The 21,973-nt window shown below is 32.2% G+C and carries 21 protein-coding genes; all 21 read left to right on the top strand.

Annotation, left to right across the window (positions count from 1 at the left end; translation table 11 throughout):
* The first annotated feature begins 257 nt into the window (after window positions 1–257).
* The 21 genes from alr (at window position 258) to JK634_RS09535 (ending at window position 21,915) form a co-directional block, all read left to right on the top strand.
* Window positions 258–1,313, top strand: coding sequence for an alanine racemase (alr, locus tag JK634_RS09635; RefSeq protein ID WP_202767435.1), 1,056 nt, complete (start codon window positions 258–260; stop codon window positions 1,311–1,313).
* 249 nt (window positions 1,314–1,562) lie between these two features.
* Window positions 1,563–5,312, top strand: coding sequence for a phosphoribosylformylglycinamidine synthase (locus JK634_RS09630; protein WP_202767434.1), 3,750 nt, complete (start codon window positions 1,563–1,565; stop codon window positions 5,310–5,312).
* Between the two features lie 29 nt (window positions 5,313–5,341).
* Window positions 5,342–5,821, top strand: coding sequence for a 5-(carboxyamino)imidazole ribonucleotide mutase (gene purE, locus JK634_RS09625; RefSeq protein ID WP_202767433.1), 480 nt, complete (start codon window positions 5,342–5,344; stop codon window positions 5,819–5,821).
* Window positions 5,821–6,531, top strand: a complete 711-nt coding sequence (gene purC, locus JK634_RS09620) for a phosphoribosylaminoimidazolesuccinocarboxamide synthase (protein ID WP_202767432.1) — start codon at window positions 5,821–5,823, stop codon at window positions 6,529–6,531. The genes purE and purC overlap by 1 nt, the downstream gene beginning before the upstream one ends.
* Before the next feature lie 16 nt (window positions 6,532–6,547).
* The gene (gene purF / locus JK634_RS09615; protein WP_202767431.1) at window positions 6,548–7,963 is read left to right on the top strand and encodes an amidophosphoribosyltransferase; all 1,416 of its coding nucleotides are present in this window, start codon (window positions 6,548–6,550) and stop codon (window positions 7,961–7,963) included.
* Window positions 7,964–7,971: 8 nt separating this feature from the next.
* A complete protein-coding gene (gene purM, locus JK634_RS09610; protein WP_202767430.1) occupies window positions 7,972–8,973 on the top strand; it encodes a phosphoribosylformylglycinamidine cyclo-ligase in 1,002 nt (333 codons plus the stop codon).
* Window positions 8,961–9,572 (top strand): phosphoribosylglycinamide formyltransferase, encoded by a 612-nt coding sequence (gene purN, locus JK634_RS09605; RefSeq protein ID WP_202767429.1) that lies wholly within the window; start codon window positions 8,961–8,963, stop codon window positions 9,570–9,572. Before purM ends, purN begins: the two co-directional genes overlap by 13 nt.
* Before the next feature lie 16 nt (window positions 9,573–9,588).
* Window positions 9,589–11,088: a bifunctional phosphoribosylaminoimidazolecarboxamide formyltransferase/IMP cyclohydrolase gene (purH, locus tag JK634_RS09600; protein ID WP_202767428.1), complete on the top strand. Its 1,500-nt coding sequence runs from the start codon at window positions 9,589–9,591 to the stop codon at window positions 11,086–11,088.
* 10 nt (window positions 11,089–11,098) lie between these two features.
* Window positions 11,099–12,346, top strand: coding sequence for a phosphoribosylamine--glycine ligase (gene purD / locus JK634_RS09595; protein ID WP_202767427.1), 1,248 nt, complete (start codon window positions 11,099–11,101; stop codon window positions 12,344–12,346).
* Window positions 12,347–12,478: 132 nt separating this feature from the next.
* Window positions 12,479–12,973 (top strand): flavin reductase family protein, encoded by a 495-nt coding sequence (locus JK634_RS09590; protein ID WP_202767426.1) that lies wholly within the window; start codon window positions 12,479–12,481, stop codon window positions 12,971–12,973.
* 208 nt (window positions 12,974–13,181) lie between these two features.
* The gene (locus JK634_RS09585) at window positions 13,182–13,628 is read left to right on the top strand and encodes a MarR family winged helix-turn-helix transcriptional regulator (RefSeq protein WP_202767425.1); all 447 of its coding nucleotides are present in this window, start codon (window positions 13,182–13,184) and stop codon (window positions 13,626–13,628) included.
* A 14-nt stretch (window positions 13,629–13,642) separates the two neighbouring features.
* Window positions 13,643–14,614, top strand: a complete 972-nt coding sequence (locus JK634_RS09580) for a beta-ketoacyl-ACP synthase III (RefSeq protein ID WP_202767424.1) — start codon at window positions 13,643–13,645, stop codon at window positions 14,612–14,614.
* Window positions 14,615–14,639: 25 nt separating this feature from the next.
* Window positions 14,640–14,861 carry an acyl carrier protein gene (acpP, locus tag JK634_RS09575; RefSeq protein WP_202767423.1) on the top strand — a complete coding sequence of 74 codons (222 nt, stop codon included), beginning with the start codon at window positions 14,640–14,642 and terminating at the stop codon, window positions 14,859–14,861.
* A gap of 162 nt (window positions 14,862–15,023) precedes the next feature.
* Window positions 15,024–15,959 (top strand): ACP S-malonyltransferase, encoded by a 936-nt coding sequence (fabD, locus tag JK634_RS09570; protein ID WP_202767422.1) that lies wholly within the window; start codon window positions 15,024–15,026, stop codon window positions 15,957–15,959.
* A 1-nt stretch (window position 15,960) separates the two neighbouring features.
* The gene (gene fabG / locus JK634_RS09565) at window positions 15,961–16,701 is read left to right on the top strand and encodes a 3-oxoacyl-[acyl-carrier-protein] reductase (RefSeq protein WP_202767421.1); all 741 of its coding nucleotides are present in this window, start codon (window positions 15,961–15,963) and stop codon (window positions 16,699–16,701) included.
* Between the two features lie 10 nt (window positions 16,702–16,711).
* A complete protein-coding gene (gene fabF / locus JK634_RS09560) occupies window positions 16,712–17,950 on the top strand; it encodes a beta-ketoacyl-ACP synthase II (RefSeq protein ID WP_202767420.1) in 1,239 nt (412 codons plus the stop codon).
* A gap of 12 nt (window positions 17,951–17,962) precedes the next feature.
* On the top strand, window positions 17,963–18,436 hold the full coding sequence (gene accB / locus JK634_RS09555; protein WP_202767419.1) for an acetyl-CoA carboxylase biotin carboxyl carrier protein: 474 nt from the start codon (window positions 17,963–17,965) through the stop codon (window positions 18,434–18,436).
* A 1-nt stretch (window position 18,437) separates the two neighbouring features.
* Window positions 18,438–18,860, top strand: a complete 423-nt coding sequence (fabZ, locus tag JK634_RS09550) for a 3-hydroxyacyl-ACP dehydratase FabZ (protein WP_202767418.1) — start codon at window positions 18,438–18,440, stop codon at window positions 18,858–18,860.
* Between the two features lie 8 nt (window positions 18,861–18,868).
* Window positions 18,869–20,215 carry an acetyl-CoA carboxylase biotin carboxylase subunit gene (locus tag JK634_RS09545; RefSeq protein ID WP_202767417.1) on the top strand — a complete coding sequence of 449 codons (1,347 nt, stop codon included), beginning with the start codon at window positions 18,869–18,871 and terminating at the stop codon, window positions 20,213–20,215.
* Window positions 20,215–21,099: an acetyl-CoA carboxylase, carboxyltransferase subunit beta gene (gene accD / locus JK634_RS09540; RefSeq protein ID WP_202767416.1), complete on the top strand. Its 885-nt coding sequence runs from the start codon at window positions 20,215–20,217 to the stop codon at window positions 21,097–21,099. The genes JK634_RS09545 and accD overlap by 1 nt, the downstream gene beginning before the upstream one ends.
* Window positions 21,100–21,915, top strand: a complete 816-nt coding sequence (locus JK634_RS09535; protein ID WP_202767415.1) for an acetyl-CoA carboxylase carboxyltransferase subunit alpha — start codon at window positions 21,100–21,102, stop codon at window positions 21,913–21,915.
* Window positions 21,916–21,973 lie beyond the last annotated feature (58 nt).

The raw sequence follows: 21,973 nt of genomic DNA, 5'->3' as shown, positions 1-21,973 counted from the left end.
ATAGAAAATTAAGGAAAAATTGTACAAGACCATAAAATATGATGACTGTTGTAAAAAAATAATATAAGGAATAATTTGAATGCAAATGGATATAATAATACTACTTAAGGGCTACGTAGGTCCTGCCATTGGAATATATCCAATGGTGTTTTTTTTATGAAATTTCCCCACTTAATTAGGTATTCAAGTAATAAATATGTATAAGATTAATGAAATTTGATATAATCAATCTAATAAATTGTTTTTGAAGGAGCAGAATGATGAAAGGTCTTACATGTGAAATATCTTTAAATAATGTTGAGCATAATTTAAATCTTGTAAAAAAATTTAATGATGAAAAAAAAGTGATAGGTGTAATTAAGGCAAATGCTTATGGTCTTGGCCTTGAAGGAATCTCAGATTTTTTAAAGGACAAGGTAGATTATTTAGCGGTGGCAGAACTTGATGAAGCCAAAAGAATATCTCAAGATGTGGAAGTATTGATATTGAGTCCCCTTATAAAAGAAGAGGATTTTCTAATTGATCAAGACAACATTATTTTCACAATAGATAATGAAGAAATAATTGATAAAATCCCAGAAGATAAGGAACTTAAAGTTCACATATATGTTGATACAGGCATGAATAGAATGGGTATTAAACCAGAAAATTTGGACAAGGTAATCAATAAAATAAATGTTAACCGTCCCCAAGTTTTAGTTCACGGTATTTATACGCATTTACATAATACTAAAAATGTTAAGTATACCCTTAAGCAAATTAGTGTGTTTAAGAAAGCGAGTGAAAAATATATTGGAAAGATTCCTATGATTCATGCTCTTAATTCATCTGGAACTATAAATGATGAAATAAGAAATGCATGTGATTTCACTAATGCAGTTAGAGCAGGAAATATACTTTATGGGTATGAGGGCTTAGATAAGGGCTTTAAGAAGACATATAATTATTATGCAGAGATCATTAATGTTTGTGAAGTTAAAGCAGGAGAGCATGTTGGATATAGTTGCGTATATAAAGCAAAAAGAAATATGAAGGTTGGGGTATTAGGTATTGGGAATATTGAGCACATAGGATTTAGTCGAGATATTAAACATAATATTTTTTATGATTTAGTAAAAGTAATATATAATCATGTAAAATATAGACCAATTATATTTTCTAAGAATGGTGGGATTAGAATAGTTAGTAAGCCTAATATGAATATAACTTTAGTAGATGCAACTAATCTAGATATAAATGAGAAACTTAGAATAGAAATATCTCCAATATTGGCCGAAAGTAGTATACCTAAAATTTACAAATACGAACAATAAAATTCAAATATATTTAAATGGTTCGACATAAGGCGAAAGAAAGGTTAAAAAAACTTAATATAGTTGACAATTGCAAAAACAGATGGTAATCTAAGGATGTAAAGGGCGAATGATTTTTGAAGGTTTATAAAAATCGTTCGAGCAAAGATGTATCCCTTTGACTTAGAAATAGTCACTTGGGATTTTCCCAAGTGTTTTTTTTTTTACTTTTAGAAAGAAGTTATAAATTTAATTTGGAGGTTAGCCACAATGTCTAATGTAAAAACTGTTTTTGTTGAAAAGAAGAAGGGGTTTGACGTAGAGGCAATAGGTTTATTTGAAGATTTTAAAACTAACTTATCAATAAAAACTATAGAAAAAGTTAGAGTTTTGAACAAATATACCATAGGTAATCTTTCTGATGAATATGAATCTAAAGCTATTAGCTCAATTTTTTCTGAACCAATGGTAGATGAGGTATTTGTAGGAGAATTAAACTTAGGTGAAAAAGAATGGGCATTTTGTGTGGAGTATCTTCCAGGACAATATGATCAAAGAGCTGCTTCAGCTGAGGAATGTTATGAAATACTAACGGCAGGAGAAAAAATAAAAGTTAAATCAGCTAAGGTAGTAATAATATATGGCAATTTATTTAAAGAGGAAAAAGATAAAATAAAAGGATATTACATTAATCCAGTAGATTCAAGAGAAGTAGAAATAAATTCTAAAGAAATCTTTTCAGAATATTTAGTTCCAGAGGATGTTAAGGTGTTAGATAACTTTATAAACCTTACAGAAAATGAAATTAAAGCACTTCACAAGGAACTTTCCCTGGCAATGAGCCTAGCGGATCTTAAACTAGTTCAATCATATTTTATACAAGAAAAAAGAAATCCAACAATAACTGAAATAAAAGTAATTGACACTTATTGGTCAGATCATTGCAGACATACAACATTCTTAACCAATATCACAAATGTTGAGATAGAAGAAGGAACATATAATCAAGCATTAATTAATAGCTTTGAAGAATATAAAAAATCTAGAAATTTTGTTTATGGAGAAAATCCTAGAGATATTAACTTAATGGATATCGCAGTTCTTGCAGCTAAAGAGTTAAGAAAAAAAGGATTATTAAATGATTTAGATGAATCTGAGGAAATCAATGCATGCTCAATAAAAGCAAAAGTTGAAACAGATAAAGGTACAATTGATTATTTAATAATGTTTAAAAATGAAACTCACAACCATCCAACTGAAATAGAACCTTTTGGAGGTGCAGCTACTTGTTTAGGTGGAGCTATAAGAGATCCACTGTCAGGAAGAAGTTACGTATATCAAGCAATGAGAGTAACTGGAGCAGGCGATCCAACAGAGCATATTGAGGATACATTAAAAGGCAAACTTCCTCAAAGAACTATTACATTAGGGGCAGCGCATGGCTATAGTTCATATGGAAATCAAATAGGACTAGCTACAGGTCAGGTAGCAGAACTTTATCATAATAATTATAAAGCAAAGAGATTAGAAATTGGAGCAGTTATTGGGGCAGCACCAATGGAGAATGTAAGAAGAGAAAGACCAGTTAAGGGAGATATAATAATACTTCTAGGTGGAAGAACTGGTAGAGATGGTTTAGGTGGAGCAACTGGGTCATCTAAAGAGCACACTGAAGAATCAATAAATATATGTGGTGCAGAAGTTCAAAAGGGTAATGCTCCTACAGAAAGAAAAATCCAAAGGTTATTTAGAAATAAAGAAGTATCAACATTAATAAAAAGATGTAATGACTTTGGAGCTGGTGGAGTATCAGTTGCAATAGGAGAATTAAGTGAAGGTTTAGATATAAATTTAGATAAAGTTACAAAGAAATACGATGGACTAGATGGAACAGAACTTGCGATATCAGAATCACAAGAAAGAATGGCCGTGGTTGTTGATAAAAATGATGTGGAAAAGTTTATTGATTTCTCAAAGAAAGAAAACTTAGAAGCAACGGTTGTAGCAGAGGTAACAGATGAAAAAAGACTAAGGATGTACTGGAGAGATAAATTAATAGTTGATCTTAAGAGAGAATTCTTAGATACAAATGGTGCTAAGTCATACACAGAAGTTAAGGTTGATTTACCAAAGGAAGCACATAATGTGTTTAATAAAGAAATAAAAGGCAGCATTAAGGAAAATTGGCTTAAGACATTAGGCAGTCTAAATGTAGCATCTCAAAAAGGTTTAGTTGATAGATTCGATTCAACTATAGGATCATTAACAGTTTTAATGCCATTTGGAGGAGTGAATCAAATTACTCCAGCAGAAGGTATGGCAGCAAAAATTCCAGTTCAAGGTGGAGAATCAAAGGATGCGACTTTAATGGCTTATGGTTTTAATCCTGAAATAGGACTATGGAGCCCATTCCACATGGGATATTATGCAGTTATTGAATCTCTTACTAAATTAGTTTCAATGGGAGGAGATTATAGAAAATCTCACTTAACCTTCCAAGAATATTTTGAAAGATTAGGCGTGGCAAAAGAAAGATGGGGTAAACCTTTTGCAGCTTTACTTGGAGCATTTAAGGTACAAAAAGACTTATCGCTCGCTGCAATTGGTGGAAAAGATTCTATGTCAGGTAGTTTTGGTGACTTAGATGTACCACCAACCTTAACATCTTTTGCAGTTGCAATAGAAAAAGCTGAAAATGTAATTTCACCAGAGTTTAAGGAGGTTAGCTCAAAACTTGTACTTATAAAAACAGACAGACTTGAAGATGAGACCTTAAACTTAGAGCAATATATTTCAAACATGAACAAGCTAGTAGATTTAATTAAATTAAAGAAAGTTATTTCAGCATTCACTTTGAAATTTGGTGGTGTTTCAGAAGCTGTTTCGAAGATGGCTTTTGGAAATAAGATTGGAGCAAAATTATCTAATTTAAACAATCAAGAATTATTTGGATTAAATCCAGCAGCAGTATTAGTAGAAATTAAGGCAGAAGATTTTAATGAGGATTTATTAAAAGGATGTAACTATAAGATTATTGGAGAAACAGCAAGAGAAAATCAAATAGTTATAGAAAATGAAGTATTAAATTTAGATGATTTGCAATCAGTATGGAGAAATAAGTTGGAGGGTGTATTTAAAAGCGAAACCACTAAAGCTTCTGAAGAAGATGTTAAACTTCCAGAGGTAAAAAGTTCAATTAGTGCACCTGTAATAAAAGTTGCAAAACCAAAGGTAATAATCCCAGTATTTCCGGGGAATAACTGTGAGGATGATTGTGAAAGAGCCTTTAATAAAGCAGGTGGAGATGCATCCCAATTCCTATTTAAGAACCTAACAAAGGAAATGCTAGTTGAATCTATAGAAACTTTAGAAAAAGAAATTAGAAAATCACAGATAATTATGATACCAGGGGGGTTCTCAGCAGCTGACGAACCAGATGGATCAGGAAAATTTATAGCAACAGTATTTAGAAATGAAAGAATAAAAGATGCAGTAATGGATCTATTAAATAATAGAGATGGCTTAATTATTGGTATATGCAATGGCTTCCAAGCTCTTGTTAAACTTGGATTAGTTCCTTATGGAGAAATTAGAGAAATGAATTCTGAAATGCCAACCTTAACCTACAATAATATAGGAAGACATATGAATTCACTTGTTAGAACAAAGATTTCTTCCAAACTTTCACCATGGTTCTCAGAAGTAAATCTTGGGGACATTCATACGGTTCCAATATCGCATGGAGAAGGAAGATTTGTAGCATCAGAGGAAGTACTTCAAGAAATGATTAAAAATGGACAAATTGCAACTCAATATGTTGATTTAAATGGACAGGTATCCTTAAATATGCCATACAATCCAAATGGTTCTGTTCTTGGAATAGAAGGAATTACTTCTCCTGATGGAAGGATTTTAGGGAAAATGGCTCATTCAGAGAGAATATCAACTAATGTATATAAAAATGTACCTGGAGATTTTGATCAAAAAATATTCCAGGGTGGAATAAATTACTTTAAATAATAAAATGCAATTAAATTAGGGGGTTAACAATGAAGGTAGCAATCTTTTTTGGAAGCAAATCAGACGTAGATGTAATGAAAGGGGCAGCAAATGCTTTAAAGGAATTTAATATTGAATATAAAGCATATGTACTTTCAGCTCATAGAGTACCAGAAAAATTAACAGAGGTATTAAATGAGGTTCAAGAAAAGGGATGTGAAGTAATAATTGCTGGGGCAGGTCTTGCGGCACATCTTCCAGGTGTAATAGCATCACAAACTACATTACCAGTAATAGGAGTTCCTATAAAAGGAGCAGTTGAAGGACTGGACGCACTATTTTCAATAGTGCAAATGCCAAAATCTATTCCAGTTGCAACTGTTGGAATAAATAATAGCTACAATGCTGGAATGCTTGCAGTGCAAATACTTTCTATTAAGTATCCTGAAATAAAAGAAGCATTAAATAATTTTAGAACTGAAATGAAGAGAAAATTTATAGAAGAAAATGGAGAAGGAGTGGAACTATAATGGAAAAATTAGAAATGATGTATGAAGGAAAAGCAAAAAAGATTTACGCTACAGATAAGGCAGATGAGGTAATAGTTTATTACAAAGATGATGCAACAGCATTCAATGGTGAGAAGAAAGGCAGTATAGAGGAAAAGGGAGCATTAAACAATGCAATTACCTCTATAATATTTGAATTATTAAATGAAAAGGGAGTAAAAACTCACTTTATAAAACAATTAAATGAAAGAGAACAATTATGCAAGAAGGTTGAAATAGTACCACTTGAAGTAATAGTTAGAAATGTTGCAGCTGGAAGTATGGCAAAAAGATTAGGTCTAGAAGAAGGCTTTGAACTTAAAACTACAGTTTATGAATTAAGTTACAAGGATGATTCACTTGGAGATCCATTAATAAATGATTTCCATGCTGTAGGAATTGGGGCAACGACTTTTGAAGAATTAGATAAAATTTATGAGATAACAAGAAAAGTAAATGAATTATTAAAAGAATTCTTCCTAAAATTAAACATTAAGCTAATTGACTTTAAATTAGAATTTGGAAGATATAATGGAGAAATTCTTTTAGCTGACGAAGTATCACCTGATACATGCAGATTCTGGGATGCTACAACAAACGAAAAGCTAGATAAAGATAGATTTAGAAGAGATTTAGGGAATGTAAAAGATGCTTATGTTGAAATATTAAACAGAATAAAGAATGAGAAATAAAAGTGAGGTTTGATTAATGTTAATAGATCCAAATGTTGATAAGTTCAAAGAAGAATGTGGTGTATTTGGAGTATATACAAAAGGCGGAGTAGACGTAGCAAGGCTAACATATTACGGATTATATGCTCTTCAACATAGGGGACAAGAAAGTGCTGGAATCGCTGTAGGAGATGGAGAAAAAATATCATTGCACAAGGACTTAGGTCTATTAACTGAAGCTTTCAGTGAAGAAGACTTAAACAAACTTAAAGGAAATGTGGCAATAGGACATGTTAGATATTCAACAACTGGAGCAACAAATGTTGAAAATGCTCAGCCATTACTTTCTAAGTATAAGCTTGGTTCAATTGCAGTAGCTCATAACGGAAACTTAGTAAATGTTGATGTGCTAAGAGGCCTATTAGAAGATGTAGGATATGTATTTGATACTACAATAGACACAGAGGTTGTAATAAGCCTTATCGCAAGAGGAGCGAATAAAGGTATAGAAAGTGCTGTTTATAATGCCATTGGTGCTATAAAAGGTTCCTTTGCTATGGTTATATCAACCAAGGATAAGCTTATTGGGGTAAGAGATCCATATGGTATAAGACCTTTAGCATTAGGAAAAATTGATGAAGGATATGTGTTAACATCTGAAAGTTGCGCATTTGATTCAACTGGAGCTGAATTCATAAGAGATATCGAACCAGGTGAAATAGTTATTATAGATGAAAATGGGGTAAAAAGCATAAGATATTCAGAAAAAACTGGGGGACATACATGTGCTTTTGAGTATATTTATTTTGCAAGACCAGATTCAGTAATAGATGGAATTAATGTTCACCAATCAAGGGTAAGAGCAGGAGAACAACTTTTTAAAGAATCGCCAGTAGAAGCAGATGTAGTAATTGGGGTACCTGATTCAGGAATACCAGCAGCGGTTGGATATTCTAAAGCCTCAGGAATACCTTTTGATATGGGATTTGTTAAAAATAGATATGTAGGTAGAACCTTTATAACTCCAAACCAAGAACTTAGGGAGAGAGCAGTATCTGTAAAATTAAATCCTCTTAAGTGCAATGTTGAGGGCAAAAGGGTTATTTTGATTGATGACTCTATAGTAAGAGGAACCACCTCTAGACATCTAATTGAGGCACTAAGAAAAGCAGGGGCAACAGAGGTGCATTTTAGAGTTGCGTCACCTGCAGTTAAATTCCCGTGCTATTTTGGGATAGATACGCCTTATAGAAAAGAATTAATTGGGGCAAATAAAACAGTAGAAGAAATAAGTGATATAGTTGGATGCGATACATTGGCATATTTAAGCATAGACGGATTAATAAGTTCTTTAGGTAAAAATAGTATTAATGGTTTTTGTATAGGCTGTCTTAATGGGAAATATCCAGTAAGTACACCTATTGAAACTTCAAAAGACTATTTAGAAAGGTAGGATGAATAATGCTAACTTATAAAGAAGCTGGTGTAAATATTGAAGAAGGTTATAGAAGTGTTGATTTAATAAAAAAATATGCAAAAGAAACTTTAAGTAGCTATGTTTTAAATGGTCTTGGAAGTTTTGCTGGAATGGTTGAATTGCCAGAAGGGTATAAAAAGCCAGTTTTAGTTTCGGGTACAGATGGAGTTGGAACTAAACTAGAAATAGCTTTTAAAACTAAAAAATACGATACGGTTGGAATTGATTGTGTTGCTATGTGTGTAAATGATATTTTATGTCATGGAGCAAAGCCATTATTCTTCCTAGATTATATTGCTTGTGGAAAATTAGAAGCAGAGGTGTCAAGTGATTTAGTTAAAGGTGTGTGTGATGGTTGTATGCAGTCAGAAGCTTCATTAATAGGTGGAGAGACAGCTGAGATGCCGGGTTTCTATAAAGAGGGTGAATATGATATAGCTGGCTTTGCTGTAGGAATTGTAGATAAAGATAAAATAATAAATGGAAGTAACATTAATGAAGGAGATGTTCTAATTGGTATTCCTTCATCAGGTTTACATTCAAATGGATTTTCATTAGTTAGAAAACTTTTTCCAGACATAAACGAGAAGTTTAATGGGGAAGAAATATGGAAAACCTTACTTACACCAACTAAGATATATGTTAAACCAATATTAGCTCTTTTAGATAAGTTTGAAATAAAGGGTATGGCGCATGTAACTGGCGGTGGGTTTATAGAAAATGTTCCTAGAATGTTTACTAAAGAAAATCAAACAGCAGTAATTAAAAAAGACTCATATCCTATGCCTGAAATATTCAACTTAATTATTGAAAAAGGCGTAGATAAGGATCATATGTATAACACATTTAACATGGGAATTGGATATGTTCTTTGCGTAAATAAAGATGATGCACAAACGGTAATAGGTGAACTTAAAGAACTTGGAGAAGAAGCTTACGAGATTGGGTATGTAAGAGCTGGAGGTGAAGGAGTTTGCTTAGAATAGCAGTTTTAGTTTCTGGAAGTGGAAGTAACCTTCAAGCAATTATAGATGAAATTGAAAAAGGTAGTCTAAACTGTGAAATTAAATATGTTATTTCAGACTCTGAAAAAGCTTATGGTTTAGAAAGAGCTAAAAATCATGGTATAGAAACAATAGCTTTAGATAGAAAAATATATAAAGGTAAAGTATCAGATGAGATTTTAAATTTAATTAATGGTCAAGTTGATTTAATTGTATTAGCGGGTTATCTTTCAATATTAAATGGGGAAATTTTAAGGGTATTTAGAAATAAAATTATTAACATTCATCCTTCTTTAATACCATCATTTAGCGGAGCTGGAATGTATGGAATTAAAGTTCATGAAGCTGCAGTAAAAAAAGGTGTAAAGTATTCAGGGTGCACTGTACATTTTGTTAATGAAGAAGTTGATGGTGGAGAAATTTTATTGCAAGAAGTGGTTCCTGTATTTGTAGAAGACACAGCAGAAACTCTTCAAAAGAGAATTCTTGTAGAGGAACATAAACTTTTACCAAAAGCTATTAAACTTATTTCTGATAAAAAAGTAAAAATAGAAAATGGTAAATGCTATATCTCTAAATAGTTTAGGAGGATAATAAATGATTAAAAGAGCATTAATAAGTGTTTTTAATAAGGATGGAATATTAGACTTTGCTAAGTTTTTACAAGAGAAGAATGTTGAAATTATCTCAACAGGAGGAACTTATAAATATCTAAAGGAAAATGGAATAAATGTTGTTGAAATAAATGAAGTTACAGAATTTCCAGAGATGCTAGACGGAAGAGTTAAAACTTTACATCCTAAAATTCATGGTGGAATTCTTGCTATTAGAGATAACAAGGAACACATGGAAACAATAAAAGAACATGAAATAAATCCAATAGATTTAGTTGTAGTTAATCTATATCCTTTCTTTGAAAAGGTAAAAGAGGATTTGGAATTTGAAGAAAAAGTTGAATTCATTGATATTGGTGGTCCAACTATGCTTAGAGCGGCAGCTAAGAACTTTAATGATGTTGTTGTAATAAGTGATGTAAAAGATTATGAGAAGGTTAAAAATGAAATAAATGAAAACATAGAAGTAAGTTACAAAACTAAAAAATTACTTGCAGGAAAAGTATTTAACTTAATGAGTGCTTACGATGCTGCTATTTCAAACTTCTTATTAGATGAAGAATATCCAGAATATCTTTCAGTTTCATATAAGAAGCTTCAAGATTTAAGATATGGAGAAAATCCACATCAGAGTGCTGCTTATTACGGATCAACTATGGTTGATGGTTCTATGAATGGCTTTGAAATATTAAATGGAAAAGAATTATCCTACAATAATATAAAAGATTTAGATATAGCATGGAAAGTTGCATGTGAATTCGAAGAAACAGCATGTTGTGCACTTAAACATAATACTCCATGTGGAGTAGCTATAGGCTCAGATGTATATGATGCATATATAAAGGCATATGATTGTGATCCAATATCAATTTTTGGTGGAATAGTAGCAGTTAATAAAAAAGTAGATAAGAAAACTGCAGAAGAAATGGCTAAAATATTCTTAGAAATAGTAGCGGCACCAGATTTTGATGAAGATGCTTTAGAAGTATTGAAAACAAAGAAGAACTTAAGAGTACTTAAAATAAAAAATTCTCCTAAAGACAAAAAATATATGGTTACAGTAGATGGTGGTATGTTAATTCAAGAAGAAGATAAGAAATTACTTGATGAATTAAAAGTGGTTACTGAAAAAGCACCAACTAAGGAAGAATTAGATCAACTAACATTTGGTATGAAAGTTGTAAAGTATGTTAAGTCAAATGCAATTGTTGTTGTAAATAATTTTAGAGCTACAGGAATAGGCGGAGGACAAGTAAATAGAATTTGGGCAACTACTGAGGCTTTAGAAAGAGGAAAAGGTGCTACAATATTAGCATCAGATGCCTTCTTCCCATTTGGGGACGTGGTGGAAGAGGCAGCTAAACATGGAATAAAGGCCATAATACAACCAGGTGGATCTATAAGAGACAATGAATCTATAGAAAAATGTAACGAAAATGGCATAAGCATGGTGTTTACAGGCGTAAGACACTTTAAACATTAGGGGGACGGTTATGAAGTTATTATTAATTGGCTCAGGTGGAAGAGAGCATGCAATGGCATGGAAATTAGCTCAGAATCATAAAGTTGAAAAGATTTTTGTAGCTCCAGGTAACGGAGGAACTGCACTAGAAAACAAATGTGAAAACATAAATATATCTGATATTAATGAATTAGTTAATTTCGCAAAAAGTGAAAAAATTAATTTAACAGTAGTTGGGCCAGAAGATCCATTAATTAAAGGTGTTGTTGATGCATTTAAAAAGGAAGGACTTAAAGTATTTGGGCCAGAGCAAAGAGCTGCTATGCTGGAGGGAAGCAAAAGTTACTCAAAAGTATTTATGGAAAAGTACGGGGTAAGAACTGCTAAGTATGAGGAATTCTATGATCATATAAAAGCCATTGAATACTTAAAAGATTGCGAATATCCACTTGTGATAAAAGCAGATGGATTAGCAGCGGGCAAAGGGGTTAATATATGCTTTAGCAAAAAGGAAGCAGAAGATACCATATATAGTTTTATGGTAGATGATGTATTTAACGGGGCAGGAAAGAAAATTATAATTGAAGAATTTCTTGAAGGAGTAGAAGCTTCAATTATAAGCATAACTGATTCAAAGGTTATAATTCCGTTTATTTCAGCAAAGGATCATAAACAGATTCTTGATGGAGGAAAAGGACCAAATACTGGGGGGATGGGTGTTATAGCACCTAATCCATTTGTAAGTGACGAAGTTTTAGTGGATTTTAATGAAAATATACTAAAACCTACATTAAAAGGAATAAAAGAAGAAGGCTATGATTACAAGGGCATTATATTCTTCGGTGTAATGATGACTAAAAAAGGAGCATATCTTCTTGAATATAACGTAAGACTGGGTGACCCAGAAACTCAAAGTTTACTTTCTTTAATGGAAAGTGATTTCCTAGAATTAATAGAGGCTTCCCTAGATGAACAACTAGATAGTTATAATATTAAATGGCATGAAGGTGCCTGCTGCAATGTTGTATTAGCTTCAAAAGGATATCCAGGAAATTTTGAAAAAGGCTACGAAATAACTATAGATGATAAAGTTAAAAATAACGTCTTTATAGCTGGGGGACAGATTAAAGATGGAAAGCTTGTAACAGCTGGAGGAAGAGTACTCTCTGTAGTTGGATTAGGAAAAACGATAGAAGAGGCAAAAGCTGCGGCATATAAGAATATTGATAATGTTTCCTTTAAAGATATGTATTTTAGAAAAGATATCGGGGACTGTTAACATATTTGTGAAAAATTATGGGGACGGTTAACAAATAAATGATAATATTAAAAACGAGGGGTTCCTCGTTTTTAATATTTATTAACTATGATATCATATAGATAGTCTTTATAATTTTTAGGAGGTAATGTTATGCAAAATGAATTTACAGAAGATCTAGAAAATGCTTTAGACAATCTTTATAAAAAGGGAGCTTTTTTAACTGCAAAAGCAGATGGAAAAGCAAATACTATGACTATTAGCTGGGGTTCAATTGGATACATGCATAGAAGACCTGTATTTATGACTTTAGTTAGACTTTCAAGATATACGTATAGTATTCTAGAAAAAAGTGATAACTTTACAATAAGCATTCCGTATGATGGAAATTTAAAAGAAGCTTTAGGGTTATGTGGATCTAAGTCTGGTAGAGAATTCGATAAAGAGGCAGAAGGCTGGATTAAATATAAAGAAAGCAGTGAGGTCACAGCACCAGTTGTAGAAGGCTGTGGGAAATATTTTGAATGCAAAATATTATTTAAGCAATTATTAGATAAAGAATCATTAACAGAAGATTTAGTTAAAAACTTCTATGGAGATGATGATTATCATATGTTATACTTCGGTGAAATCGTAAAAGCTTATTAAGATAAATAAGAGTGTAATAGGATAAGAAAGCAATAAGTTCTATCCTATTACATAATATGTTAGTTTTATTCTTAATTAACAAAAAGTACATTGACAATGGAAAATTTCTGTAGTATATTTTGATTATCAAATAAAATGATTTGACAATCAAAGTATTTAACTCCAGAATTAATAAACTTACTTGAGCTTAGTAAAGGAGAGAGACTAGATGAATCGTATAGAGCAGGTAATAAATGAGCTCTTAGTTAAAATATTTAATGATATTCTTGTGATTGAACAAAAAACTTTAAAAAGTGGTGTGCTTAATGACTTATCTGTAACTGAAATACATACGATTGAAGCAATTGGTATGTATACAGCAAGAAATATGTCAGAAGTAGCAGCAGATTTAAAGATTACATTGGGAACTCTTACTACAGCGATTAATAAGCTTATTAAAAAAGGGTATGTAGAAAGAAATAGAATTGAAACAGATAGAAGAGTAGTTCAGGTTCAATTAACTAAAAAAGGGAAGCTTGCCTACAGACTTCATGAGAAGTTTCATGGAGATATGATTAAAGATATAGTAGAGGGATTAGAACCCTCAGAAGAGGAAATACTAGTAACATCTTTAAGCAAGTTATCAAAATTTTTCAAGGAAAAAAATGACTTATAAAAAAGGAGAAATAAATGATATATAGTAAGTTTCTTTCTGTTGGAGCTTATGCACCTGAAAATATCGTAACAAATGAAGATTTAAGCAAAATTATGGATACATCAGATGAGTGGATAAGTACAAGAACAGGAATTAAAGAAAGAAGAATTTCAAAAAATGAGGACTGTTCAGATTTAGCATATAAAGCAGGAAAAAATGCGTTAGAAAAAAGTGGTTTGAAGGCAGAAGACATTGACTTAATAATAGTAGCTACTGTTTCGCCAGATATGTTTTTCCCGTCAGTAAGTTGTATAGTTCAAGACAAATTAGGAGCTGAAAACGCTACATGCTTTGATCTTAATGCAGCTTGTTCTGGTTTCGTTTATGGATGTATTGTTGCAAGTTCAATGATTAAAACTGGTGAGTATAAGAATGCATTAGTTATAGGGTCAGAAGTATTATCTAAACTTCTAGATTGGGAGGATAGATCAACAGCAGTGCTATTTGGTGATGGTGCTGGTGCAGCTATAATAACAAAATCAGAGACTGAAGGTATAATAGCTGGAGCAACAAGCTCAAATGGAAGTAAGGGAGGCTCACTTTCATGTGGTGCATTAGATGTTAAGTCTCCATTTACTGAAGAAGATAATATAAAACATAAGAAATTAATAATGAATGGAAGAGAAGTATTTAAATTTGCAACTGGAGCAATGGTTGATAATATAAATAAATTACTTGAAAAAACAAATATTTCGTTAGATGAGGTTAAATACATAGTACCTCATCAAGCAAATGTGAGAATTATAGATTATGTTGCAAGAAAAATAAATGAACCAATAGAGAAGTTCTATATGAACTTAGACAGATATGGTAATACATCTTCAGCAACGATTCCATTAGTACTTAATGAAATGGATGAAAAGGGATTATTGCAGAAGGGTGATAAAATTATTTTAGTAGGTTTCGGCGCTGGGTTAACCTCTGGAGCCTTAATATTAAATTGGTAAGATCATAAATTAGGAGGATATTTAAATGGTATTTGAAAAAATAAGAGCGATAATAAGTGAGCAATTAGCAATCGAAGAGGATAAGGTTCAATTAGAAACTACATTTGAAGATTTAGGAGCTGATTCATTAGACTTATTCCAAGTAATAATAGAATTAGAAGAAGAGTTTGGAATTCAACTTGAAAATGCAGAAAACATTAAAAGTGTTAAAGATGCTGTAGATTATGTAACAGCGAAAATAGCTTAATAATAAAATAAAACTTATTTAAAGTCAGATATAAGATTTTAATTTTGAAACTTAGTTTGTATTTGTTAGAAGATCGCAGGAAATTGCGATTTTCTGGCATATATAAATCGATAGTTGAACTTAAAATATTTAATATCTGACTTATTAAATAGGAGGATAAGTATGAAAAAAATAGGATTTATATTCGCAGGGCAAGGAGCTCAGTATAGTGGAATGGGTAAGGATATTGCAGAAAAATATCCTTCAGCAATGGAAGTTTATAATAAAGCAAATGAATTAGTAGAATTTGATATTAAGGAACTTTGTTTTAATGGGAGTATTGAGGATTTAAACAAAACTGAAAATACTCAACCAGCCATTTTAACAACAACATTAGCTATTTTAAAAGCTATTGAAGAAGAGGGAATTAAAGCGGAAGGTGCAGCAGGATTAAGTCTTGGAGAATATTCCGCTTTAGTTTATGGAAACTCAATAAAGTTAGAAGATGCTATTCCTTTGGTTAAAAAAAGAGGAAGATTTATGCAAGAAGAAGTCCCAGTAGGTGTAGGTGGAATGGTTGCAGTTCTAAAATTAGATGAGGCTACAGTAAATGAAGTAGTTAAAGAAGCATCAAAAGCTGGGGTAGTAGAGATAGCGAACTTTAATTGTCCTGGACAAATAGTTATATCAGGTGAAAAGCAAGCATTAGAATTAGCTACTGAAATAATAAAAGGAAGAGGTGGTAGAGCATTACCTTTACCAGTGTCAGCTCCTTTTCATAGTTCTATGCTTAAAGGTGCTGGAGATAAGCTGTTAAGTGAATTAAGTAATATACAAGTAAACACACCAGATTTAGCTGTTTATAAGAACTTAACTGGTACTACTTATGAAAAAAATGAAGATGTTAGGGATGTACTAAGAAAGCAATTAATGAGTTCTGTAAGATGGGAAGAAACGATAAATAATATGATAAAAGATGGATTTAATGTTTTTGTTGAAATAGGTCCGGGAAAAGCATTAACTAGTTTCGTTAAAAAGATTAATAGAGAAGTTGCTACTTTTAATGTAGACAATTTAGAGAGTTTATCAAAAACTTTAGAGGGATTAAAGGAGATTTAAAATGCTTAAAGATAAAACCATTATAGTTACCGGTGCTAATAGAGGAATAGGTAAGGCTATAGCTATAAAGCTTGGAGCTTTAGGAGCAAATGTTATTGTTAACTACAGAGGTAATGAAGTTGAAGCAGCAGAAGTGGTTTCAGAAATAGTTAATGCTGGTGGAAAAGCAGAAAAAGTAAAGGCTGATGTATCCAAATATGCTGATGCAGAATTTTTAATTAATGAAGCAAAGAATATTTTTGGAGAAGTATACGGACTTGTAAATAATGCTGGAATCACTAGAGATACATTGATTCTTAGAATGAAAGAAGAAGATTTTGATGCAGTAATTGAAACAAATCTAAAAGGAGCATTTAACTGTTCAAAAGCAATTACTCCAGTGCTATTAAAAGCAAGAGCAGGAAGAATAGTTAATATTTCTTCGGTTGTAGGTATTGCAGGAAATGCAGGTCAAGTAAATTATGCTGCTTCAAAAGCAGGAATAATTGGAATGACAAAATCTTTAGCAAAAGAAATAGGTCCAAGAGGAATAACAGTTAATGCTGTAGCACCAGGATTTATAGAAACAGATATGACAAAAGATTTAAAAGATAATATAAAGGAAGAAATGATTAAAACACTTCCATTAAAAAAACTTGGTCAGGCAGAAGATGTAGCTAATGCTGTAGCATTTTTATTATCAGATGAAAGTTCATATATAACAGGCCAAGTGTTAAATGTAGATGGCGGAATGGTGATGTAAGGAGGAAACAATGAGTAATAGAGTAGTTGTAACTGGGATGGGTGCTGTAACTCCTATAGGAAATAATGCTCAAGACTTTTGGAACAATTGTAAAAATGGAGTTAACGGAATAGATTTTATTAAGGCGTTTGATACAAGTGATTTTGAAGTGAAGATTGCTGCAGAAGTAAAAGATGATTTTACTACTGATGGAGTAATGGAAAAGAAAGAAAGCAGAAGAATGGATAGATTTTCTCAGTTTGCAATTGTAGCAGCTGATGAAGCTATTAAAGATGCTAAACTTGATTTAGATAAAGTTGACAGAGATAGATTAGGTGTTATAATAGGGTCAGGTATTGGCGGTTACAATACCATGGAAACAGAATTCTTCAAGCTTTTTGAAAAAGGAAATAAAAGAGTTTCACCACTATATATCCCAATGGCTATTGGTAATATAGCTGCAGGAAATGTTGCTATAAAATTTGGTGCAAAAGGAATATGTACATCAGTTGTAACAGCTTGTGCATCAGGTACTAATTCTATCGGAGAAGCTTATAGAAATATAAAGCATGGTTATACTGATATAATGATAGCAGGTGGAACAGAAGCACCTATAACAAAATCAGGGGTTTCCGGTTTTACTAACATGAAGGCATTAAATACTACAAATGACAAGGATAGGGCATCTATACCTTTCGATAAAGAGAGAAGCGGATTTGTTATGGGAGAAGGAGCAGGTATCTTAATACTTGAAAGCCTTGAACATGCACAAAAAAGAGGAGCTAAAATCTATGGAGAAATAGTTGGTTATGGATCAAATTGTGATGCATATCATATTACCTCACCATCACCTGACGGAGAAGGTGCAATGAAGGCAATGAAATTAGCTATAGATGAAGCTGGGATAAAGCCAGAAGAAGTAGGATATATTAATGCTCATGGAACATCTACGCCATATAATGATAAATTTGAAACTTTAGCTATAAGAAAATTATTTGGTGAAAAAGCTTACGAAATACCTGTTTCTTCAACTAAGTCTATGACAGGACATTTGCTTGGAGCAGCAGGAGCAGTAGAAGCAATAGTTTGTATAAAAGCAATGGAAGAAAATTTTGTTCCTCCAACTATTGGATATAAGGTTAAGGACGAGGAATGTGACCTTGACTATGTACCTAATAAAGGAAAAACTGCAGAAGTAAAATATGCATTGACCAATTCTCTAGGATTTGGTGGACATAATGCAACCTTGTTAATTAAAAAATGGGATTAGGAGTAACTCAATATGAAAATTGAAGAAGTTAAAGAACTTATTAATTTAATAAATGAATCTGATTTAGCTTTATTTGAATTTAAAACAGATGACTGTTATTTAAAAATGGATAAATCGACCACAAGAAGTAGTGAAATAAAGGAAGTAGTAACAGCTGCAAGTCCAGTTCCAGTAGCTAATATTACTAGTTCAGAAACTACAATAGTTAATAAAGAAGAAACTACAATAAGTGCTCCAGCACTAGAGGGATACATTGTAAAATCTCCAATAGTAGGTACATTTTATATGTCTCCATCACCTGATAAGGCATCTTATGTTGAAGTTGGTAAGAGAGTTAAACAAGGTGATACTTTATGCATAATAGAAGCTATGAAACTTATGAATGAAATTGAAAGTGAAGTAAGTGGAGAAGTTCTTGAGATATTAGTTGAAAATGAAAGTATGGTTGAGTTTGGTCAACCGTTATTTAGAATTAGGAGGGATTAAGATGCTAGGTGTAAAAGAAATAAGAGAAATTATACCACATAGATATCCATTTCTATTAATAGATAGGGTTGAGGAATTAGAACCAGGAATTAGAGCTAAAGGTTATAAAAATTTAACAGCTAATGAAGAGTTTTTCCAAGGACATTTTCCAGAAGAACCTGTTATGCCAGGGGTATTAATGATAGAAGCTTTAGCACAAATGGGAGCAGTTTCAATATTAAGCAAAGAAGAATTTAAAGGAAAAACTGCTTTCTTAGCAGGCATAGATAAGGTAAGATATAAGAGAAAAGTTGTTCCTGGAGATAAATTAGAATTAGAAATTGAAATAATAAAAGTTAAGGGCCCAATAGGAATAGGAAAAGGAACTGCTAAAGTAGATGGGAAAATAGCATGTCAAGGAGAAATTCTCTTTGCAATAGGATAGGTGAGAGTATGTTTAAGAAAATACTAATAGCAAATAGAGGGGAAATAGCAGTAAGAATCATTAGAGCTTGTAGAGAGTTGGGAATTAAATCTGTAGCAGTATATTCTGAAATAGATAAGGATGCACTACACACTCAATTAGCTGATGAAGCTGTTTGTATAGGTAAAGCAGCTGCGAAAGATAGTTATTTAAATATACAAAATATTCTAAGCGCTTGCGTTTTAACTGGTGCAGAAGCAATTCATCCTGGCTTTGGCTTTCTTTCAGAGAATGCAAAGTTTGCGAAAATGTGTGCTGAATGTAATATAAAGTTTATAGGACCAGACTATGAAGCAATTGAGCTTATGGGAAACAAGGCAGTTGCAAGGGAAACTATGAGAAAAGCAGGAGTTCCTATAACACCAGGATTTGAAGGAATAATAGAAAATGAAAATCATGCTTTAGAAATTGCAGAAGAAATAGGATATCCAGTTATGATAAAAGCTGCTGCCGGTGGTGGTGGAAGAGGAATAAGAATAGCTTTTAATAAAGACGAATTCTTAAATGGATATAATACTGCAAAGGCTGAAGCTTTAACTTGTTTTGGTGATGACAGACTATATATTGAAAAATATATACAAGGGCCTAAACATATAGAATTTCAAATTCTTGCTGATGAGCACGGAAAAGTAGTTCATCTTGGAGAAAGAGATTGTTCAATTCAAAGAAAAAACCAAAAAGTTATTGAGGAAGCTCCATCATTAATTTTAGATGAAGAATTAAGAGCAAAAATGGGAGAAATTTCAGTAAAAGCAGCTGAAGCTGTAAATTATAAAAATGCAGGGACGATTGAGTTTTTAGTGGATAAGGATAAGAATTTCTATTTTATGGAGATGAACACTAGAATTCAAGTTGAGCATCCAATTACAGAAATGGTTACTGGGATAGATTTAGTAAAAGAACAAATTAAGATAGCTTATGGTATACCATTAGATTTTAGCCAAGAAGATATTGTAATAAAAGGCCATGCTATTGAATGTAGAATAAATGCTGAGGACCCAAGCCAAGGGTTTAGACCATGTCCTGGTACTATTGAACAAATTATATTCCCAGGTGGATTTGGTGTAAGAGTAGATTCTGCTATATATGGAGGATATAAGATTCCTCATTGTTATGATTCAATGATAGGAAAACTAATCGTTCATGGTAAAACAAGAGAAGAAGCTATCATGAGAATGAAAAGAGCTCTTGGTGAATTTGCTATAGGTGGAGTAAATAACAATATTGATTTTCAATTCGATATATTAGAGAATGAAGATTTTGTTAAAGGAAATTTTGATACTTCATTCTTAAAAGAAAAGTTGGTGATTGAATAATGCTAGAGGGGCTACTTAAAAAGAGAACCTATATCACTGTATCATCAGTACCAATTAAAAAAGAGGAAAAGGGAAAGATTAAAGCAAGTGAAGTAAGACCAACTATACCTGATGGTATGTGGTGTAAGTGTCCAGATTGTGGAGCAATACTTTATAATGAAGATGTTGAAAAAAATCTTGGAGTGTGTAATAAATGCAACTATCACTTTAGAATAGACGGAAAGTATAGACTTAACTTAGTGGCAGATGAAGGAACCTTTGAAGAGTTTTTTGGGGATATTACGAGTGTAGATCCACTAAACTTTGAAGGGTACAAGGAAAAGCTAACAAAAGCCGAAGAAAAAGCGTCTATTAAAGAAGCCGTTATAACTGGAACTTGTCAAATAGATGGTAAGAAGGTTGCAATTGGGGTTATGGACTCTAATTTTATGATGGGAAGTATGGGAACTGTAGTTGGGGAAAAAATAACTAGATTAATAGAATTAGCTACAGATGAAGCTCTACCATTAATCATTTTTACAACTTCAGGTGGTGCAAGAATGCAAGAGGGAATATTCTCACTTATGCAAATGGCAAAAATCAGTGGAGCACTTAAAAGACATTCATTAAAAGGCTTGCTTTATATAGCATTTTTAACTGATCCTACAACTGGAGGGGTTACTGCTTCCTTCGCAATGGAGGGAGATATTATCCTTAGTGAACCAGGTACACTTATAGGTTTTGCAGGAAGAAGGGTAATTGAAAATACAATTAATCAAGAACTTCCTAAGAATTTTCAAAGAGCAGAGTTTCTATTAGAAAAGGGATTTATTGATAGTATTATCAATAGAAAAGAACTTAAAGAAATCCTTTCAAAAATACTGAAACTGCATGAGGTGAAGTAAATGGAGAGAAAGTCTATTAAAAAACTAACGGCTTGGGAAAGAGTTGAGATTGCAAGAAAACAAGATAGACCCAATGCCTTATATTATATAAACAACATATGTGATAGTTTTATAGAATTTCATGGAGACAGAGCCTTTGCAGATGATAAATCAGTGGTTGGAGGAATCGGTGAAATTGAAGGCATAAATGTAACCATTATTGGAATAGTAAAAGGAAATAATGCCAAGGAAAACATTGAAAGAAACTTTGGTATGCCTAATCCAGAGGGGTACAAAAAAGCTCTTAGATTAATGAAGCAGGCAGAAAAGTTTAAGAGACCTATCATCTGCTTAATAGATACTCCTGGAGCTTATCCAGGTATAGGTGCAGAAGAAAGAGGCCAAGGATATGCGATTGCTCAAAATCTACAAGAAATGTTTGATATAAAAGTACCTATAATTTCTATAATTATAGGAGAAGGTGGAAGTGGTGGAGCATTAGCATTAGGTGTTGGAGATAGAGTATTCATGCTTGAAAATGCTATTTATTCTATACTTACACCTGAAGGATTTGCATCAATTCTATGGAAAGATGCAAGTCGTTCTAAAGAGGCTGCAGAAGTAATGGGAATAACAGCACAAGAATTATTAGATTCTGGAATTATAGATAAAGTTATAAGAGAGCCAATTGGAGGAGCACATATTAATCCTGATAAAATGGCTTGGAGATTAAAAAGAAAAATACTACCTGAGCTTGAAATATTAAGAGCAATGAATACAGAAGAACTATTAGAAGCTCGTTATAATAAGTTTAGAGCAATGGGGAATTTTTATTAGATATAAAAGTAGGTGCATGTTAATGATATTTAAATCATTAACATGCACCTTTAAAATT

The sequence above is a fragment of the Clostridium paridis genome, from assembly GCF_016765615.1.
Taxonomy (GTDB): Bacteria; Bacillota; Clostridia; order Clostridiales; family Clostridiaceae; genus Clostridium_T; species Clostridium_T paridis.
Note: the sequence above shows the minus strand (reverse complement) of the source record. Positions and strands in the feature narration are given on the sequence as shown.

Excerpts from the sequence above, each read along its gene's own strand:
- alr (WP_202767435.1), top strand. The coding sequence starts at position 258 with ATGATGAAAGGTCTTACATGTGAAATATCTTTAAATAATGTTGAGCAT.
- JK634_RS09630 (WP_202767434.1), top strand. The coding sequence starts at position 1,563 with ATGTCTAATGTAAAAACTGTTTTTGTTGAAAAGAAGAAGGGGTTTGAC.
- purE (WP_202767433.1), top strand. The coding sequence starts at position 5,342 with ATGAAGGTAGCAATCTTTTTTGGAAGCAAATCAGACGTAGATGTAATG.
- purC (WP_202767432.1), top strand. The coding sequence starts at position 5,821 with ATGGAAAAATTAGAAATGATGTATGAAGGAAAAGCAAAAAAGATTTAC.
- purF (WP_202767431.1), top strand. The coding sequence starts at position 6,548 with ATGTTAATAGATCCAAATGTTGATAAGTTCAAAGAAGAATGTGGTGTA.
- purM (WP_202767430.1), top strand. The coding sequence starts at position 7,972 with ATGCTAACTTATAAAGAAGCTGGTGTAAATATTGAAGAAGGTTATAGA.
- purH (WP_202767428.1), top strand. The coding sequence starts at position 9,589 with ATGATTAAAAGAGCATTAATAAGTGTTTTTAATAAGGATGGAATATTA.
- purD (WP_202767427.1), top strand. The coding sequence starts at position 11,099 with ATGAAGTTATTATTAATTGGCTCAGGTGGAAGAGAGCATGCAATGGCA.
- JK634_RS09590 (WP_202767426.1), top strand. The coding sequence starts at position 12,479 with ATGCAAAATGAATTTACAGAAGATCTAGAAAATGCTTTAGACAATCTT.
- JK634_RS09585 (WP_202767425.1), top strand. The coding sequence starts at position 13,182 with ATGAATCGTATAGAGCAGGTAATAAATGAGCTCTTAGTTAAAATATTT.
- JK634_RS09580 (WP_202767424.1), top strand. The coding sequence starts at position 13,643 with ATGATATATAGTAAGTTTCTTTCTGTTGGAGCTTATGCACCTGAAAAT.
- acpP (WP_202767423.1), top strand. The coding sequence starts at position 14,640 with ATGGTATTTGAAAAAATAAGAGCGATAATAAGTGAGCAATTAGCAATC.
- fabD (WP_202767422.1), top strand. The coding sequence starts at position 15,024 with ATGAAAAAAATAGGATTTATATTCGCAGGGCAAGGAGCTCAGTATAGT.
- fabG (WP_202767421.1), top strand. The coding sequence starts at position 15,961 with ATGCTTAAAGATAAAACCATTATAGTTACCGGTGCTAATAGAGGAATA.
- fabF (WP_202767420.1), top strand. The coding sequence starts at position 16,712 with ATGAGTAATAGAGTAGTTGTAACTGGGATGGGTGCTGTAACTCCTATA.
- accB (WP_202767419.1), top strand. The coding sequence starts at position 17,963 with ATGAAAATTGAAGAAGTTAAAGAACTTATTAATTTAATAAATGAATCT.
- fabZ (WP_202767418.1), top strand. The coding sequence starts at position 18,438 with ATGCTAGGTGTAAAAGAAATAAGAGAAATTATACCACATAGATATCCA.
- JK634_RS09545 (WP_202767417.1), top strand. The coding sequence starts at position 18,869 with ATGTTTAAGAAAATACTAATAGCAAATAGAGGGGAAATAGCAGTAAGA.
- accD (WP_202767416.1), top strand. The coding sequence starts at position 20,215 with ATGCTAGAGGGGCTACTTAAAAAGAGAACCTATATCACTGTATCATCA.
- JK634_RS09535 (WP_202767415.1), top strand. The coding sequence starts at position 21,100 with ATGGAGAGAAAGTCTATTAAAAAACTAACGGCTTGGGAAAGAGTTGAG.